The sequence below is a fragment of the Kitasatospora sp. NPDC058162 genome, assembly GCF_042884005.1.
Classification (GTDB): Bacteria; Actinomycetota; Actinomycetes; order Streptomycetales; family Streptomycetaceae; genus Kitasatospora.
Map to the genome: position 1 here is coordinate 74,556 of NZ_JBHVUS010000013.1, position 15,035 is coordinate 89,590.

The following is a 15,035-nucleotide window of genomic DNA, read 5'->3' on the forward strand; positions in this document are numbered from 1 at the left end:
CCCGGGCCCGGCTAGCGTCGGTCCCGCCGGTCACCCGACCGAGCCGGGCCGGCCGCCCGGGACGTCCCCGCGCACCCCTGCGCGGCCCGTCCGGACGAAGGCCGACCGCAGGCACCGGCAACGGTGCCGACCGCAGGCACCCGCGGAGGTAACGCGCCATGACCACCCGACCCACCCGCCGTTCCGGCCACCGCAGGCGCAGCCGCAAGGGGACGATCATCGGGGCCTCGGCGGTCGTCGCCGCGCTGGTCGCGGGCGGGGCCGTGGCACTCGCCTCCTCGGCCAGCGCCGCCTCGCTCGGCGCCGTCTACAGCCGGACCAGCAGCTGGGACTCCGGCTACACCGGCCAGTACCTGGTCACCAACCCGGCCGCCGACCCGATCGACGGCTGGACGCTCAGCTTCGACCTGCCGGCCGGCGCGAAGATCGACTCGCTCTGGAACGCCACCTTCACCGTCGACGGGCAGCACGTCACCGTCAAGCCGGAGGCCTGGAGCAAGCGGCTGGACCCCGGGAAGAGCGTGGTGGTCGGGTTCGTCGCCCAGGGCGCCGGAGCGGCCCAGGCCGAGCCCGGGAACTGCCTCATCGACGACGCCTCCTGCAAGGCCGGCGAAGGCCCCGCGCCCACCCCGTCCGGGCGGCCGACCACCACCCCCACGGTCACGCCCACCGGCCCGACCTCGCCCACCGCGACCGCGACCGCCACCGCCACGGCCACCGCGACCGCGACCGCGAAGCCCACCGCGACCGCCACTGCGAAGCCGACCACCCCCACCCCGACCGCCACCCCCACGGCGACCGGTGTGCCCGCACCCCCGGCCGGCGCCGGGGGCGGCTTTGCCCCGTACGTCGACACCTCGCTCTACCCGCCCTATGACCTGGTCGCCACCGCCAAGGCCACCGGCGTGAAGAACTTCAACCTCGCCTTCGTGGTCTCCGGCGGCGGCTGCGTGCCCAAGTGGGGCGGGGTGAGCGACCTGTCCGCCGACGCGGTGGCCGCCCAGATCGGCGCACTGCGCGCGATCGGCGGCGACGTCCGGGTCTCCTTCGGCGGCGCCAACGGCAGCGAGCTGGCGCTCGCCTGCGGCTCGGCCGCCGACCTGGCCGCCGCGTACGGCAAGGTGATCGACGCGTACGGCGTGACCAGGCTCGACTTCGACGTCGAGGGCGGCGCGATCGCCGACGCCGCCGCCAACACCCGACGGGCCCAGGCCGTCGCGCAGCTCCAGCGCGACGCCGCCGCCAAGGGCAAGCCCCTCGACGTCTCCTTCACCCTGCCCGCGCTGCCCTCCGGCCTGACCCAGGACGGCGTCGACCTGGTCGCCGGGGCCAAGGCCGCCGGCGTCGCGATCGGCGCCGTCAACATCATGGCGATGGACTTCGGCGACGGCGTCGCCCCCAACCCGCAGGGGCGGATGGGCACCTACGCGATCGCCGCGGCCACCGCCACCCAGGCCCAGGTCAAGAGCGTGCTGGGACTGGACGACGCGGCCGCCTGGCGCAAGGTCGCGGTCACCCCGATGATCGGCGTCAACGACGTCGCCAGCGAGGTCTTCACGGTGGCCGACGCCAAGCAGCTCGCCGACTTCGCGGCCGGCAAGCACCTCGCCTGGCTGGCCATGTGGTCCGGCACCCGGGACAAGGCCTGCGACGGCGGGGCCAAGGCCTACGCGGACGCCAGTTGCAGCAGCATCGTCCAGCAGCCGCTGGACTTCACCCGGGCCCTCGGCGGCTACACCGGCTGAGCGCCCGCTGCCCGGCGGGCTTCACGACCGCCCTGTCCGGGACCCCTGACCGGCCCGACCGGGCCTGCCGACCGCCCCGACCGCCCGTGCTCAGCCCGCAGCCGAGCACGGTCGGTCGGGGCATCCTCGTTACTTTGCGTAGTCGATCGTGCCCAGGACGGGATCGGTCGCATCCGGTATCGTCGCTGGTTGGCCGAGCGGTGGACGGAGTGGACAGTGACAGCGGTGCAAGACGAGCGCAGCCCGGTGGGGACCGTACCCGCCCCGTCGCCCGCCCCCCTGTCGGACCGGCTGCGCGTCGCGCTGGGTGCCCCCGTGCGCGCACTGCGTGAGGCCCCCCGCCGTCCGATGCTGGTCGCCTCGTCCTTGGCGTTGCTGTCGCTGGTCGTGTACGCAGTGGTCCGCCACTTCGTCCACACCTCGATGGTCGACATGATCGTCTACCGGGCCGAGGGCGCGGCCGTCGCCAACGGCACCGACCTGTACGCGCTGCGCGTCACCGAGTGGAACCTCCCCGCGACCTACCCGCCGTTCGCGGCCATGCTGTTCGTCCCGACCACGTGGTTCCCGATCCCCGTCCTCCGGGTGGTGATCACTCTCGGCAACCTCGGACTGCTCGCCCTGCTGGCCCACCTGTCCTTCAAGCTGGTCGGCTGGCCGCGCCGCGAGCTCCGGCCGATCGGTGTGGTGCTGATCACCGGCTTCGGGGTCTGGCTCGAACCCGTCTTCACCACGCTCCGCTACGGCCAGATCAACCTCGCGCTCGCCTGCCTGATCCTCTGGGACCTCACCCGGTCCGACGGCCACCGCAGCAAGGGCGTCGCGATCGGCATCGCCGCGGGCATCAAGCTCACCCCCGGCCTGTTCGCCGTCTACCTGCTGGTCACCGGCCGGGTCCGGGCCGCCTTCACGGCCGGCCTCACCTTCCTCGGCACCTTCCTGCTCGGCGCGCTCTTCCTGCCCGACGCCACCTGGGGCTTCTGGACCAAGTACCTCTACGACTCCTCCCGGGTCGGCAAGACCGAGATCGTCGACAACCAGTCGCTGCGCGGCGCCTTCGCCCGCCTGCTGCACAGCGCCGACCCCGGCTTCCTCGCCACCCTCGGGGCCGGCCTGGTCGCGCTGGCCGGACTCGCCGTCGCCGCCTGGGCCGTCCGCAGCGGCCGCTGGCTGCCCCGGGCCGAGGCGTGGGGCGTCTGCGTCACCGCCGTCACGGCCGTGCTGATCTCGCCGATCAGCTGGACCCACCACTGGGTCTGGTGCGTCCCGGTGCTGGTGCTGCTCGCCGCCGAGGCCTCCGTCGAGCACGCCCGCCCGGTCGGCGTCCGCCGCCTGCGCTGGCGGGCCGCGTTCTGGGCCACCCTGCTGGCCTTCCTGTCCTTCGCGATGTGGGCCGCCAAGCCGCTCGGCGCGGCCGTGCTCCACATGTCACCGCTGCGCCAGCTGCCCACCTCGATCTATCCGTGGGTCGGACTCTGCTTCCTGCTCGTCGCCGCCGTCCGGATAAGGGCACGGCGGCGCTCCGCCGGCGCCCCGCTGGTCCGGCTGCCCGGACAGCGCGACGGCGGCGGCCCGGACGCCACCCGCGGTCGTCAGCAGGCCCCCGCGGCCCGCTGAGCCGGCGGGGGCGCCGTCACTGCTCCTGCTCGTCTGCTTGCTCTGCTCCTGCTTCCGCTCCTGCTCCTGCGCGTGCTGGTGCTGCTGGACGGTCCAGTGCACGCTGCGGCGCACGACCCGCACGCCTACGCGAGCAGCTCGGCGAGCGAGCCGTCCATGTCGAGGGCGGCCAGCTCGCTGCCCGGCGGCACCAGCCGGTGCGCCCGCTCCAGCCAGGCCGCGACGGCCGGCAGCGGCGCCTCCAGCAGCGCGTCCCCGGCGGGGGAGCTCAGCGCCATGCAGAGCACGCTGCGCCGGCCCGAGCGGGTCGGCCAGATCCGCACGTCGCCCTGGCCGCACGGGCGGAAGGTGCCCTCGACCAGCAGCTCGCGGGCGAACACCCAGGTCACCGGGGAGCCGGTGTCCAGGTGGAAGGTGATGTACACGGCGTACGGGTCGTGGCTGCCGTAGGTCAGCCGGGCCGGGACGGGGACGCTGTGCTCCGGGGAGAGCACCAGGTTCAGCTCCAGCTCGTGCTCCACGACGCTGACGGGGCGGTCCATGATCGTCTTCCTCTCTGCCTTCGGTTCGTGCCCGCTTCCGGGCCCTGTGACCTTTGAGAGGGCGGTCCACGCGGGTTCTTACACACGTTTCCGGGATTTCTCCGGGAAGTTCATCGCGGGGTGGTGAACCGCCGGCGCTGCGGCGCGCGGATGCCCGTCGCGCGCCCGGCTCCCTACCCCGGGAGGCCCGCCGCTGTCCGGGGAATCGCCAACTTCCCGTGGGCACTCCGGCGAGGTACTACCCTTTGTGACTGCCTGACGACTGTCCGCCCTCGGTGTCGCCCCCACGCGTCCCGAGCGTCCCGAGCGCCTCGAGCGCCCCGGGGTGTGCGCGGGCGTGCCGGGGCCGGGTGCGTTCGGCCCGACCTGTTCCGACGACGTTCCGATCGTTCGATCTGCCGAGGCCCGGCCCGCCCCTCAACGGCCCTCGTCAGGACCCGACGGGACCCGACAGGAAAGAAGACCCCCATGACGGACCGCCCCTTCGCCGCCGACGGCGACCCGGCCGTCGCACCCGAGCCCGGCTACTACCCCGACCCCTCCATCCCCGGCTTCGTCCGGTACTGGGGCGGCTCCGCCTGGGTGCCGGGCACCAGCCGGCCCGCCCCCGTCCAGGGCGAGGTGCTGCAGCCGCCCCGGTACGCCACCCGGCGGCCCGTCCCCGACGTCGCGGCGGCGCGGGCGGTGCCCCCGCCGGTGGTGCCGGTGCCGCAGGCGCGGTCGGAGTCGCCGGTGCCCGTGTCGGCCTCGTCGCCGTCGCTGTCGCCCGCGCTGTCGCCCGCGCTGGAGCTGCGGGAGGTGCGGGAGGCGCGGGACGTGCGGGAGGTTCCGGCGGCGGGGGACACCGGGCCGGTGTACCTGGACCAGACGACGGGCGGGGCGTCCTTCGTGGTCGGGCCGCGGGTCGCCGAGGCGATCGGCGGGCCGGTGTTCCGGACCGTCGAACCGGTGGCGGAGGAGTCCCCGGGCAGCCCGGGCGGGGCGCCCGGGCTGCCCGGGGACTCCGGCTGGCAGGCCGATCCGCGGGCGCAGCGGGGTCTGATGGAGACGGGCGGGGCGCCGCGCTGGGTGTCCTGGGGGGTGCTTCCGGGGGCGCTCGACGAGGAAGAGGGGCGCGCGGAGGCGGAGCGCGCTGCGGTTGCCGTGGAGGTGGCGGTGGCGGTCGCACCCGCCGTGGCGGGCACGGTCCGCGAGGCGGCGGTGCCGGTGGCCGGGGAGGTGGCCGGGGGAGCGGTCGGGGCGGTGGTCGGGGGAGTGGTCGAGGAGGTGGCCGCGTCCGGGGCGGTGCGCGGGGTCGCGCCGGTCCGTACGGCGGCTCCGTCGGTCCCGGCCCCGGTCCCGGTCCCGGCCCCGGAGCCCGTACCGGTTGCGGCCCCCGCCGGTGCGCTGCCCGTGGTGCGGCCGGCCCGGGAGTCCGCCGTACGCCGCCGAGCGGCACCCCCGGTCCCCGCCGGGTTGGGGCGGCGGCTGGCGGCCCGGGCGGTGGACACCGCGGTGCTGCTGGTGGTCGCCGTCGCGGCCGGGATCCCGCTCGGCAGCTCGGTCTCCGACCACCTCCAGCAGAAGCTCGACCAGGCCAAGATGGCCAGCTCCCTCACCCGCCGCCAGGTGCAGGTCTGGCTGGTCGACGACGTGGTGCTGGCCAAGGCGGCCGCCCTGCTCGCCATCCTGGTGTTCGCCAGCCTGGTCTACGAGGTGCTGCCGGTCGCCCGGACCGGCCAGACCTTCGGCAAGCGGCTGGCCCGGATCCGGGTGGTGGACGCCCACGCCCCCGGCGGCCGGACCCGGCTGAGCCTCGGTCGTTCGCTGCTGCGCTGGTTCGTCCGACAGCTCGGCACCGTGCTGCTGCTCGGCCTCGTCTGGCCGGTGGTCGACCGTCCGGCGCGGCGCGGCTGGCAGGACCGGGCGGCCCGGACCCGGGTGGTCCGCAGCTGAGCCCAGCAAAACGGACAAAATGTTCCAAGTGCTGAGAATTCGCGATGTTCTACTCGGGGGATGAGCACCCACGACCCCTCAGGCCCCCAGCCGGAGGGGGGCGGTCAGCCCTCCTTCGACAAGCAGCCCCCCGCGCCGGGCGGCGGCACGCCGGACGGCGAACCGCCACGCCCCACCCCGACCGACGCACCCGCCGACGCCCGGTCCGACGCCACGATCGGCACTCCGGCCGGCGGGGGCCCCGGCGCCTACCAGGGAAGCTACGGCGGGCCGACCCCCGGTCAGAACCCGTACGACCAACCCCCGCCCGGCCCCGGCCCCGACCCGTACGGCGCCCCCAGCGGCGGCCCCGTCCCCGGCATGCCGCCGATCGGCACCTGGCCCAAGCGGATCATCGCCCGCCTCATCGACTACGTCCTGATGCAGGCCATCGGCGTCATCGTCATCGGCCCCTTCGTCGACCTCAGCACCCGCGAGGGCACCACCGAGGCCTTCTGGCTCGGCTGCGCCGTCTACCTCGTCTACGAGGCCCTGATGCTCAGCCGGGACGGCCAGACCCTCGGCAAGAAGGCCATGAAGATCCGCGTCGCCATGCTGCTCGACGGCAACCCGCCCACCCAGTCCGCCGCCTGGACCAGGGCCGCCGTCTACATCCTCCCGGCCGTGCTCTGCTGCGCCGGCCTGTGGTGGATCATCGACGGCCTGTTCGGCGTCTTCGACAAGCCCTACCGGCAATGCCTCCACGACAAGGCCGCCAAAACCGTCGTGGTCACCACCGAGATCTAACCGCGGCAGCGGGACGACGACGCCCGGCGGCGGATCAGCGCTGCCGGGCGTACTCGCGCCCGGCCGCGGCCGGAGAGGCCCCCGGCCGGCCCGCGACCGCCGACGGGCGGGACGAGACCGACGCCGAGAGCACCGTCACCACGGTGCCGAGCGCCAACGCGAACCCCACCAGCACCGCGACCGCCAGGACGCCCGAGGCGCCCGATACGGCCAGCAGCGCCACCGTGGTGGCGACGACGGTGAACGAGCCGAGACAGAACTGGGCGGCGGACGGACGTGGCATGGCGGGGGTCCTTCGCACGTCGGGGGAAACGGGCGGGAAAGCTGCCGGTGCCAGAAGTCCTACCCGGCAAGGGAGTTCGGCACGACCAGGCTAGCCCGCGAGGTCGGGGGCACAGGGGGCGCACGGGCTCACCCCGGGGTCGTCCGCACCCCTCGGTACGGTGGAACCCGTCCGACACCACGCAGACCGGGGGAACCGACCGTGCCCATCCCCGCCGACTGGCCCACCTCCGAGGCCCAGGCGCTCGCCGAACAGGAACGACTGCGCCCGCTCGTCCGGGCCCAGGACGACGACACCCCGTACCGGCTCATCGCCGGAGTCGACGTCGCCTACGACGACGACCACGACCTCGTCGTCGCCGCGGCCGTCCTCCTCGACCGGGACACCCTGGACGTCGTCGAGGAAGCCACCGCCGTCGGCCGGATCGCCTTCCCCTACGTCCCCGGACTGCTCGCCTTCCGCGAACTCCCCGCCGTCCTCGACGCGCTCGCCGCCCTCACCCGCACCCCCGACACCGTCGTCTGCGACGGCTACGGCCTCGCCCACCCCCGCCGCCTCGGCCTCGCCAGCCACCTCGGCGTCCTCACCGGACTGCGCACCCTCGGCGTCGCCAAGACCCCCTTCACCTTCGACCACCACGACCCCGACCCCGGCCGCGGCTCCTGGACCCCCCTCACCGACCCCGCCACCGGCGAAGAGGTCGGCCGCGCGGTCCGCACCCAGCCCGGCATCAAACCCGTCTACGTCTCCGTCGGCCACCGCATCGGCCTCGACACCGCCGTCCGCACCACCCTCGACCTCGCCCGCCGCTACCGCCAACCCGAGACCACCCGGCACGCCGACTCCCTCTGCCGCCGCGCCCTCACCGAGGCCCTGCGCACCAGGACGCCCGCGAACTGACCGTGCACCGGGCGGGATTCCGGCCCGGTGTGTTAGACATGAGACACCGGGGCCCGGGCCCCGAACACCAGGAACGGACGCACGGGGGGCGCCGCAATGGGAACAGGGACCGGCTCGACCGGCGGAGCCAACCAGGGCTACCGCGTCGAGATCGAGCAACTGCGCACCTTCGCCGGCCAAGTACGGCTGCTGCTCAAGGAATTCGAGAAGGACGCCAACGGCAACACCGCCCACGGGCGCACCGGCCTCGGCAAGACCGCCTTCGGCACCTTCGCCGAGGCCACCGAGATCCACGACCGGTACGGGACCATGCGGGACGCGTTGCGGGACGTGCTGAATCAGCTCCAGCAGGCGGTTGATCAGGCCCAGAAGAAGGCCGAACTCACCGCGACCAACTACGAGGAGCACGACCAGCACGTGAGCAAGAAGCTCAAGCTGTCCAGCGACGGCTGGTCCGTGGCCGCCCCCTCGGCCACCAGTGAGACCGCGTACCAGGCCAACCAGGTCCCGTCCCAGCGCGGCAACGCCACCATCTGACCGATCGCCTGACCGGAGGTGAACCACCCGTGACCTACACCGATTTCACCAAGTACAGCCATGCCGATCTCCGCAAGATGGCACAGGCCCTCGACCCCGGCGCGGTGATGGCCGCCGGCGACCCCTGGCGCAAGGCGGCGACCACCCTCAAGGAGATCCGCAAGACCCTCACCAACGTGAGCACCGAGGCGGCCACGGCCTGGGACGGCACCACCAGCGACTCCTTCCACACCTCGATGCTCACCCTCGCCGCCAACATCAACGACGCCGCCGCGTACGCCAACGACGCGGCCAACACGCTGCACAACATGTCCGAGGCGATGGCGACGGCGAAGCGCACCATGCCGGAGGAACCGGACACCTGGGACAAGGTCAAGGACCAGGTCGGGGACTTCTTCAGCACCGAGGACGACCACATCCAGGTCGCCGACGCCAAGAAAGCCGAAGCGGCGGCTGTGATGCAGACCCTCGCGATGCACTACCGCGTCGCGACGCCAGCCTTGAAGGCTCCGTCGTCGCTTCAACGGCCGCCGGTTGAGGATAGCCGCGATGCGGGCCCGCAGGGTGATCCGACGGGGTCGGCGGCCGCAGTGGCTGCAGTCGTTTCAGGCGCGTCGTTCGGGGCCGGGGGAACGTCGGCGCGGTCGTCGGTCGTGGCCGCGCCGACGCGGCCTAGGACCTCCCAGACATCGATGGTGGCCAGTTCCGCGCCCAAGGGCACGGTGGCTCCGACCGATGCCGGCATCAAGGGGGGAGTGGCGCAGCCGCCCTCGAAGTCGCCGACCACCACGGGGCGTGCTCCGGGCGCGGGAATCTCGGGTACTCCGGTGCCCGGCCAGAGCGGAAGTGTGCCGAGCCCGGCCACCTCCGGGACCCAGACGTCCGGTGTGAATGTTCCGTCGACCGTGCCTCCTACCAGCGGACCGATCGGTGGCGGTGGTGGGCAGACGGCTGCAAGCCATGCAGGACCGATGGTGCAGGGCCCGCCCGTCAGCCCGGGCCTTGGCAGTAAGGATTTTTCCAGTGGCACGGCGCCGGTGGAGGGGCCGAATCCCCGCGGAGGCCGAGGCGGTGGTGCCAGTGGCGAGGTCTATCCGGGCATCGGAGCCGGGGGGCGAGGAGCATCCGTCGCCAAACAGCTTGGTGGACCACTGGCCCGGCCCGGTGGAGCCGTCGGTGAGACGGCGCCTCCCGGTCCCGGAGCACGGGGCAAGCAGGCCTTCACGGAGGGCGGATCCGGGTTGGGCGCTCGTAGCCGCTTGGGAACAGAAGCCGGAGCCCGGAGTACGGGCGTCATGTCTCCTGGTATCCCGATGAGTGAGGCACAGCGCCGCAAGAAGGACCAGGGGAAGGACGGCAAGCGGCCGGACTACCTCGTCGAGGACGAGGAGACCTGGGCGTCGGACACGCCGGCCAATCCGAACGTGGTGGAATGAGGCCGGTCCGCGAACGGACGGGTGATCTGATCGCATCCCGCAGGTCGGTGATCTGCGGGATGCCTCGTTGAGTGGGGTGACCGGGTTTGGCGAGCCGCCTGTTGGCACGTGGTACGGCGGTCCTTGCCGCTGGGGCATTGGTCTGGGCTGTTGCCGCACCGGCAGCGTCGGCTGATGAGATCAGGGACAAGCAATGGGCCCTGAAGATCTTCGAGGCCGAGACGAAGGTCTGGCCGGTGAGCCAAGGCGAGGGTGTCGTCGTCGCGGTCATCGACAGCGGGGTGAATTCGGAGCACCAGGACCTGACGGGGCAAGTGCTTCCCGGAGCCGATTTCTCCGGCGCCAAGTCGGACGGTCGCACGGATACTGACGGCCACGGCACCGGCATGGCGAGTCTCATCGCAGGGCACGGGCACGGTGCGCAGGCCGGAGTGATGGGTCTGGCTCCCAAAGCGAAGATCCTGCCGGTGAAGGTGAGGACGAGCAATGGCGACCCCATGCCCGAGCAGAACGATCTCGCGGCGGCAATCCGTTTCGCGGTGGACCACGGTGCGACAGTCATCAACATGTCCATCGGGGGACCGTTTCATTACGACTCGCAGGTCCGAAAGGCTGTGGCGTACGCGGTGTCAAAGGATGCTGTCCTGGTCGGAGGAGCAGGCAACAGCGGCGCAGACCTGAGCGTCAACTATCCGGCCGCCTTCCCCGGGGTCGTGGCCGTCGGGGCGGCAGACGCCAAGGGGGTTGTGTGGGACAGCTCCAAGCCTGGTCCCGAGCTCACGCTCCTGGCACCCGGCGTGGAGGTCTACCATGCTTCGGCGAAGTCCCTGACGAGCTATGCGATCGGGAACGGCACGTCCGACTCCACTGCCTATGTCTCCGCCACCGCTGCACTCATCCGGTCCAAGTATCCGAACCTGTCCGCAGGGCAGGTGATCAACAGGATGATCAAATCGGCCACGCCTCCGCCGGACGGGACGGTGGTGCCCAACGTCCACTACGGCTATGGGGTTCTCGCCCCGGCGAAGGCGTTGGAGCCGAATCCGACCGTGGACAACGGACCCAAGGAGAACCCGCTCGCGAACCGGCCTGAGTCGTTGGGCACACCGCCGAGCGATGACGACAGCGACGCGACCGACCAGCCCTCGGCCGTCCCCGGGGCAGCGTCCGGCGGTGGGGGTGGTGATGGCACCGGGCTGGTGATCGGCGCCGGTGCGGCCGGTGTGGTGGTGGTCGGGGTGTCGGTGGCTGCGGTGGTGGTGGCGAGGCGGCGGAGGCGGCGGGTGGCTGAGGGGTTGTATCCGCCGCAGCCGCCCTACGGCGGGGCCGGTCACTGAGTGCTGATTAGCATCCCGCAGGTCGGTGGCCTGCGGGATGCCTCGTTGAGTGGGGTGACCGGGTTTGGCGAGCCGTTGGTTGGCGCGAAGTGCGGCGGCCCTTGCCGCCGGTGCAATGGCTTGGGGCACCGCAGCACCGTTGGCATTGGCTGATCAGATCAGGGATCAGCAATGGCCTTTGCGGGCTTTCGCCCTGAGGTTCCCCCGAGGTGCGGAAGGTTGCCGGACATGGCCTGATGGGCCGTGAGAAGGGAGCCTCTGCCATGGCTGCACCAATGAAGTACCCGCCCGAGTTGCGGCAGCGAGCCGTTGCCGCGTACCGGGCCGCCGATCCGAAGCCCGTGATCCGGCAGATGGCCCGCGATCTCGGGGTGCACCACGAGGCCCTGCGCAACTGGATCCGCCAGGACGAGGCGGACCGCGGCGAGCGCGACGACCGGCTGACCACCGCGGAGAAGGAGGAGCTGGCCGCTCTGCGAAAGGAGAACGCCGAGCTCCGCCGGTCCTGCGAGATCCTCAAGGCCGCATCGGCTTTTTTCGCCCAGGAGCTCGACCCGACCCGGCGACGGTACTGAAGCTCATCGACGAGCACCAGGACCGCTTCGGGGCCGAGCCCGTCCTCCGGGAACTGCACATCCCCGCCTCCACCTACTACCGCTGGCGCCGCGAGGTCCACGAGCCGTGCGAGCGCAAGCGCCACGACACCGAGCTGACCGAGCACATCCGCCGCATCCACGCCGACTCCGACGCCACCTACGGCTCCCCGCGCGTCCACGCCGTTCTGCGGCGCGAGGGCACCCATGTCGGCCGCAAGCGGGTCGAGCGCCTGATGCGCCAGGCCGGCCTGCAGGGCGTGAGCCCGCGCCGGCCCCGCTCCTTCACCCGCCGCGACCCGGCGGCCGGCCTCGCCCCGGACCTGGTGCAGCGGGACTTCACCGCCGCCGCGCCGAACCGGCTGTGGGTCGCCGACATCTCGCTGATCCCCACCGGCGAGGGCCCGTGGTGGCTGGCCACGATCCGCGACGCCTTCTCCCGCCGGATCGTGGGCTGGCACACCTGCGAGCGCGCGGACGCCGACCTGGTCCTCACCGCTCTGGAGTACGCGCTGCACGGCCGGCCCGTCGAGCCGGGGAAGCTGATCCATCACAGCGACCACGGGTGTCAGTACACGTCCATCAAGCTCACAACCCGCCTGCTGAAGGCCGGAATCGAGCCGAGCATGGGAAGCGTGGGCGACTCGTTCGACAACGCGCTCGCGGAGAACTTCTGGAGCGTCCTGAAGACCGAGTGCGTCCGCCGCACGACCTTCGCGACCCGCACCGACGCCGACCTCGCACCGTTCGCCTACATCGACGGCTTCTACAACACCCGCCGCATCCAGAAACGACTCGGCTGGCTCAGCCCCGACGAGTACGAGGCGAAGCACTACGCCGACCAGGCGACGGCCGAACCGGCGGCCGTCGAGCCACCCACACCCGTTCTGACCAGGTAACCAGCACCTCCCGCACAGCGGGGGAAGCTCAAGGCCGACGCGAAGGTCTGGACGGTCAGCCAGGGCGACGGAGTGGTCGTCGGCGTGATTGACACCGGCGTGAATCAAGATCATCAGGATCTGGCAGGGCAGGTAATTCCCGGGGCCGACCACTCCGGCGGCAATACGGACGGTCGCGTTGACAGTGACGGTCACGGCACGGGAATGGCGAGCCTGATCGCGGGACACGGGCACGGGGCCGAGGCAGGCGTCATGGGCCTGGCCCCGAAGGCGAAGATCCTTCCACTCAAGGTGGGGACCGACGGTGACGGCACCGTTCCTCAAGGGCACGGATTCGCGGACGCTATCCGCTACGCAGCGGACCACGGCGCAAAGGTCGTCAATATTTTCCTAGGGGGGAACTACCGATTCGATTCGGTGTTGCGCAAGGCTGTCAACTACGCCGTCTCAAAGGACGTCGTGCTGGTCGCCGCTACGGGTAACACCGGAGCCATGGACGTCAGCTATCCAGCAGCATTCCCGGGAGTTGTGGCCGTGGGAGCGGTGGACAACAACGGTGCTGTGTGGGAGAAGTCCACAGCCGGTCCAGAGACCACGCTCGTCGCGCCCGGTGTGAAGATCTACCGTGCCACGGCGAAGTCCTCGACGAGTTACGGGGAGGCGAGCGGCACTTCGGACTCCACTGCCTATGTCTCTGCCACCGCCGCGCTCATCCGGTCCAAGTATCCGGACCTGTCTGCTGGTCAGGTGATCCACCGGTTGATCACGTCGGCCGCCCCTCCCGCCAACGGGACGGTCGTTCCCAACATCCACTACGGCTATGGGCTCCTTGACCCTGCGAAGGCCCTTGCGCCGAATCCTGCCGTGGACAACGGGCCGAAGGAGAACCCGTTGGTGAAGCGGCCGGAGACGAAGGGCACCCCACCTGACGACGACGATGCGACCGACGGTCCTTCCACGGCGCCCGTCGTCCCCGGGGCCGCGTCCGGCGGTGGGGGCGGTGATGGCACCGGGCTGGCGATCGCGGCCGGTGTAGTGGTGGTGGTCGGGGTGTCGGTGGCTGCGGCGGTGGTGGCGAGGCGGCGGCGGGCGGCTGAGGGGCCGTACCCGCCGCGGCCGCCCTACGGTGGGGCCGGTCAGTGAGTGCTGAGCCAGTCGTCGCGTAGGGCGGCCATGTGGAGGACGTCCCAGTAGCGGTCGTCCCAGTGGTGGGCTTGGCGGGCGCGGCCTTCGAGGGTGAAGCCGGCCTTGGTGTAGGCGCGGGCGGCGCGTTCGTTGTACTCGAAGACTTCGAGGCGGACGCGGTGGAGGCCGACGGTGGCGAAGGCGTGGCGGAGGACCAGGACGGTGGTCTCGGTGCCGATGCCGCGGCCGACGCTGTCGGGGGTGAGGGCGATCCGGTAGGCCGCGGAGTTGTTGTCCGGGTCGACGTCGGTGAGGGCGGTGTCGCCGAGGAAGCGGCCGGTGGCGGGGTCTTCGACGGCGAGGTCGAGCCGGTCGGGCTGGTCGGCGCGGGTGGCGCACCACTGGGCGATCCGGTCGCGGGTGAAGGCGGTGCGGGTGCCGGTGAGGCGGTTGGTCTCCTGGTCGGCGCAGAGGGCCCACATCGGGTCGGTGTGCCGGGCGTCCAGGGGGACGAGGCGGATGGTGGGGCCGTGCAGGGTGGGTTTCACCGCGAGGGCTGAGAGGTCCGTGGCCATGGTGCCCAGGATGCCGGGCGGGGCCGGTTCGTGCAGGGAATTCGTGCCGTGCGGGCCTACTCGGCGACGGCGATCTGCTGCCGGTGGTGGGTGGGGGCGGTGAGTTCGTCGACGATGGCGAGGGCGAGGTCGGCCTGGGCGATCCGGGGGCCGAGGACGTGGGGGCCGCCGACCCGGTAGCGGCCGGTGCCGGGGGCGGTGCGGTCGAGGTCCATGGGCGGGGTGACGACGACCCAGTCGAGGGTGTCGGGGGAGTCGTGGAGCAGGTCGAGGGCGGCGGAGTGGCCGAGCGAGAAGGTGCGGTAGGCGTCGGGGAACTCGGGGTCGTCGTGGACGGCGACGCCGGGGGCGGTCTGCAGGGTGGTGGCGATGCCGACGCTGAGCAGGCGGGGGACGCCGGCCCGGTCGAGGCCGTCGACGAGGGCGGTGGTGGCGGCGCGGTAGAACTCGGTGGACGGGGTGTCGGGGGTGTAGACGGAGCTGACGGCGGCGGGGTGTCCGGGGGCGGTGGCGGCGACGGCGGCCGGGTCGGTGACGTCGCAGCGCACCAGGGTGACGCCGTCGCCGGCGAGGTCGGCGTGGCGCTCGGGGTCGCGGACGGCGGCGGTGACGGTGAGGCCGCGGCGGCGGGCCTCGGTGATGACGGCGCGGCCGACCTGTCCGCCCGCGCCGTAGACGATGACGTCCGCGAGGTGCTGCTGCCGGGGCGTGGTGGTGGCGGTCAT

Annotated in this window: 15 protein-coding genes; 11 read left to right on the top strand and 4 right to left on the bottom strand. The window is 72.4% G+C overall.

Features of this window, described 5'->3' with window-relative positions; translation table 11 throughout:
- The first annotated feature begins 158 nt into the window (after positions 1–158).
- Both ACFVXG_RS23720 and ACFVXG_RS23725 read left to right on the top strand, forming a co-directional pair.
- Positions 159–1,745: a cellulose binding domain-containing protein gene (locus ACFVXG_RS23720; protein ID WP_387930393.1), complete on the top strand. Its 1,587-nt coding sequence runs from the start codon at positions 159–161 to the stop codon at positions 1,743–1,745.
- A 216-nt stretch (positions 1,746–1,961) separates the two neighbouring features.
- Positions 1,962–3,362 carry a glycosyltransferase 87 family protein gene (locus tag ACFVXG_RS23725; protein WP_387930394.1) on the top strand — a complete coding sequence of 467 codons (1,401 nt, stop codon included), beginning with the start codon at positions 1,962–1,964 and terminating at the stop codon, positions 3,360–3,362.
- A 125-nt stretch (positions 3,363–3,487) separates the two neighbouring features.
- Here ACFVXG_RS23725 and ACFVXG_RS23730 read toward each other — a convergent pair whose 3' ends face one another.
- Positions 3,488–3,904, bottom strand: coding sequence for an SsgA family sporulation/cell division regulator (locus ACFVXG_RS23730; protein WP_387930395.1), 417 nt, complete (start codon positions 3,902–3,904; stop codon positions 3,488–3,490).
- 468 nt (positions 3,905–4,372) lie between these two features.
- Between ACFVXG_RS23730 and ACFVXG_RS23735 the strand changes: the two genes are divergently transcribed.
- Both ACFVXG_RS23735 and ACFVXG_RS23740 read left to right on the top strand, forming a co-directional pair.
- Positions 4,373–5,839, top strand: a complete 1,467-nt coding sequence (locus ACFVXG_RS23735; RefSeq protein WP_387930396.1) for an RDD family protein — start codon at positions 4,373–4,375, stop codon at positions 5,837–5,839.
- A 60-nt stretch (positions 5,840–5,899) separates the two neighbouring features.
- Positions 5,900–6,625 (top strand): RDD family protein, encoded by a 726-nt coding sequence (locus ACFVXG_RS23740; RefSeq protein WP_387930397.1) that lies wholly within the window; start codon positions 5,900–5,902, stop codon positions 6,623–6,625.
- Between the two features lie 34 nt (positions 6,626–6,659).
- Here ACFVXG_RS23740 and ACFVXG_RS23745 read toward each other — a convergent pair whose 3' ends face one another.
- Positions 6,660–6,908, bottom strand: a complete 249-nt coding sequence (locus tag ACFVXG_RS23745; RefSeq protein ID WP_387930398.1) for a hypothetical protein — start codon at positions 6,906–6,908, stop codon at positions 6,660–6,662.
- A 201-nt stretch (positions 6,909–7,109) separates the two neighbouring features.
- On the opposite strand from ACFVXG_RS23745, the gene ACFVXG_RS23750 reads away from it, so the two are divergent.
- The 7 genes from ACFVXG_RS23750 (at position 7,110) to ACFVXG_RS23780 (ending at position 13,753) form a co-directional block, all read left to right on the top strand.
- Positions 7,110–7,808, top strand: a complete 699-nt coding sequence (locus tag ACFVXG_RS23750; RefSeq protein ID WP_387930399.1) for an endonuclease V — start codon at positions 7,110–7,112, stop codon at positions 7,806–7,808.
- Between the two features lie 96 nt (positions 7,809–7,904).
- Positions 7,905–8,345 (top strand): hypothetical protein, encoded by a 441-nt coding sequence (locus ACFVXG_RS23755; RefSeq protein WP_387930400.1) that lies wholly within the window; start codon positions 7,905–7,907, stop codon positions 8,343–8,345.
- 29 nt (positions 8,346–8,374) lie between these two features.
- Entirely contained in the window at positions 8,375–9,781 is a 1,407-nt protein-coding gene (locus tag ACFVXG_RS23760; protein ID WP_387930401.1) for a hypothetical protein, read from the top strand.
- 86 nt (positions 9,782–9,867) lie between these two features.
- Positions 9,868–11,118 (top strand): type VII secretion-associated serine protease mycosin, encoded by a 1,251-nt coding sequence (mycP, locus tag ACFVXG_RS23765; protein ID WP_387930402.1) that lies wholly within the window; start codon positions 9,868–9,870, stop codon positions 11,116–11,118.
- Between the two features lie 263 nt (positions 11,119–11,381).
- Positions 11,382–11,693, top strand: a complete 312-nt coding sequence (locus ACFVXG_RS23770; protein ID WP_360334868.1) for a transposase — start codon at positions 11,382–11,384, stop codon at positions 11,691–11,693.
- Positions 11,694–11,698: 5 nt separating this feature from the next.
- Complete coding sequence (locus tag ACFVXG_RS23775) at positions 11,699–12,610, top strand: IS3 family transposase (protein ID WP_387930501.1); 912 nt, start codon at positions 11,699–11,701, stop codon at positions 12,608–12,610.
- 72 nt (positions 12,611–12,682) lie between these two features.
- Positions 12,683–13,753 (top strand): S8 family serine peptidase, encoded by a 1,071-nt coding sequence (locus tag ACFVXG_RS23780; protein WP_387930403.1) that lies wholly within the window; start codon positions 12,683–12,685, stop codon positions 13,751–13,753.
- Here the strand turns inward: ACFVXG_RS23780 and ACFVXG_RS23785 are convergent.
- Both ACFVXG_RS23785 and ACFVXG_RS23790 read right to left on the bottom strand, forming a co-directional pair.
- A complete protein-coding gene (locus ACFVXG_RS23785) occupies positions 13,747–14,310 on the bottom strand; it encodes a GNAT family N-acetyltransferase (protein ID WP_387930404.1) in 564 nt (187 codons plus the stop codon). The genes ACFVXG_RS23780 and ACFVXG_RS23785 overlap by 7 nt on opposite strands.
- A 56-nt stretch (positions 14,311–14,366) precedes the next feature.
- Positions 14,367–15,035 carry an NAD(P)-dependent oxidoreductase gene (locus ACFVXG_RS23790; protein ID WP_387930405.1) on the bottom strand — a complete coding sequence of 223 codons (669 nt, stop codon included), beginning with the start codon at positions 15,033–15,035 and terminating at the stop codon, positions 14,367–14,369.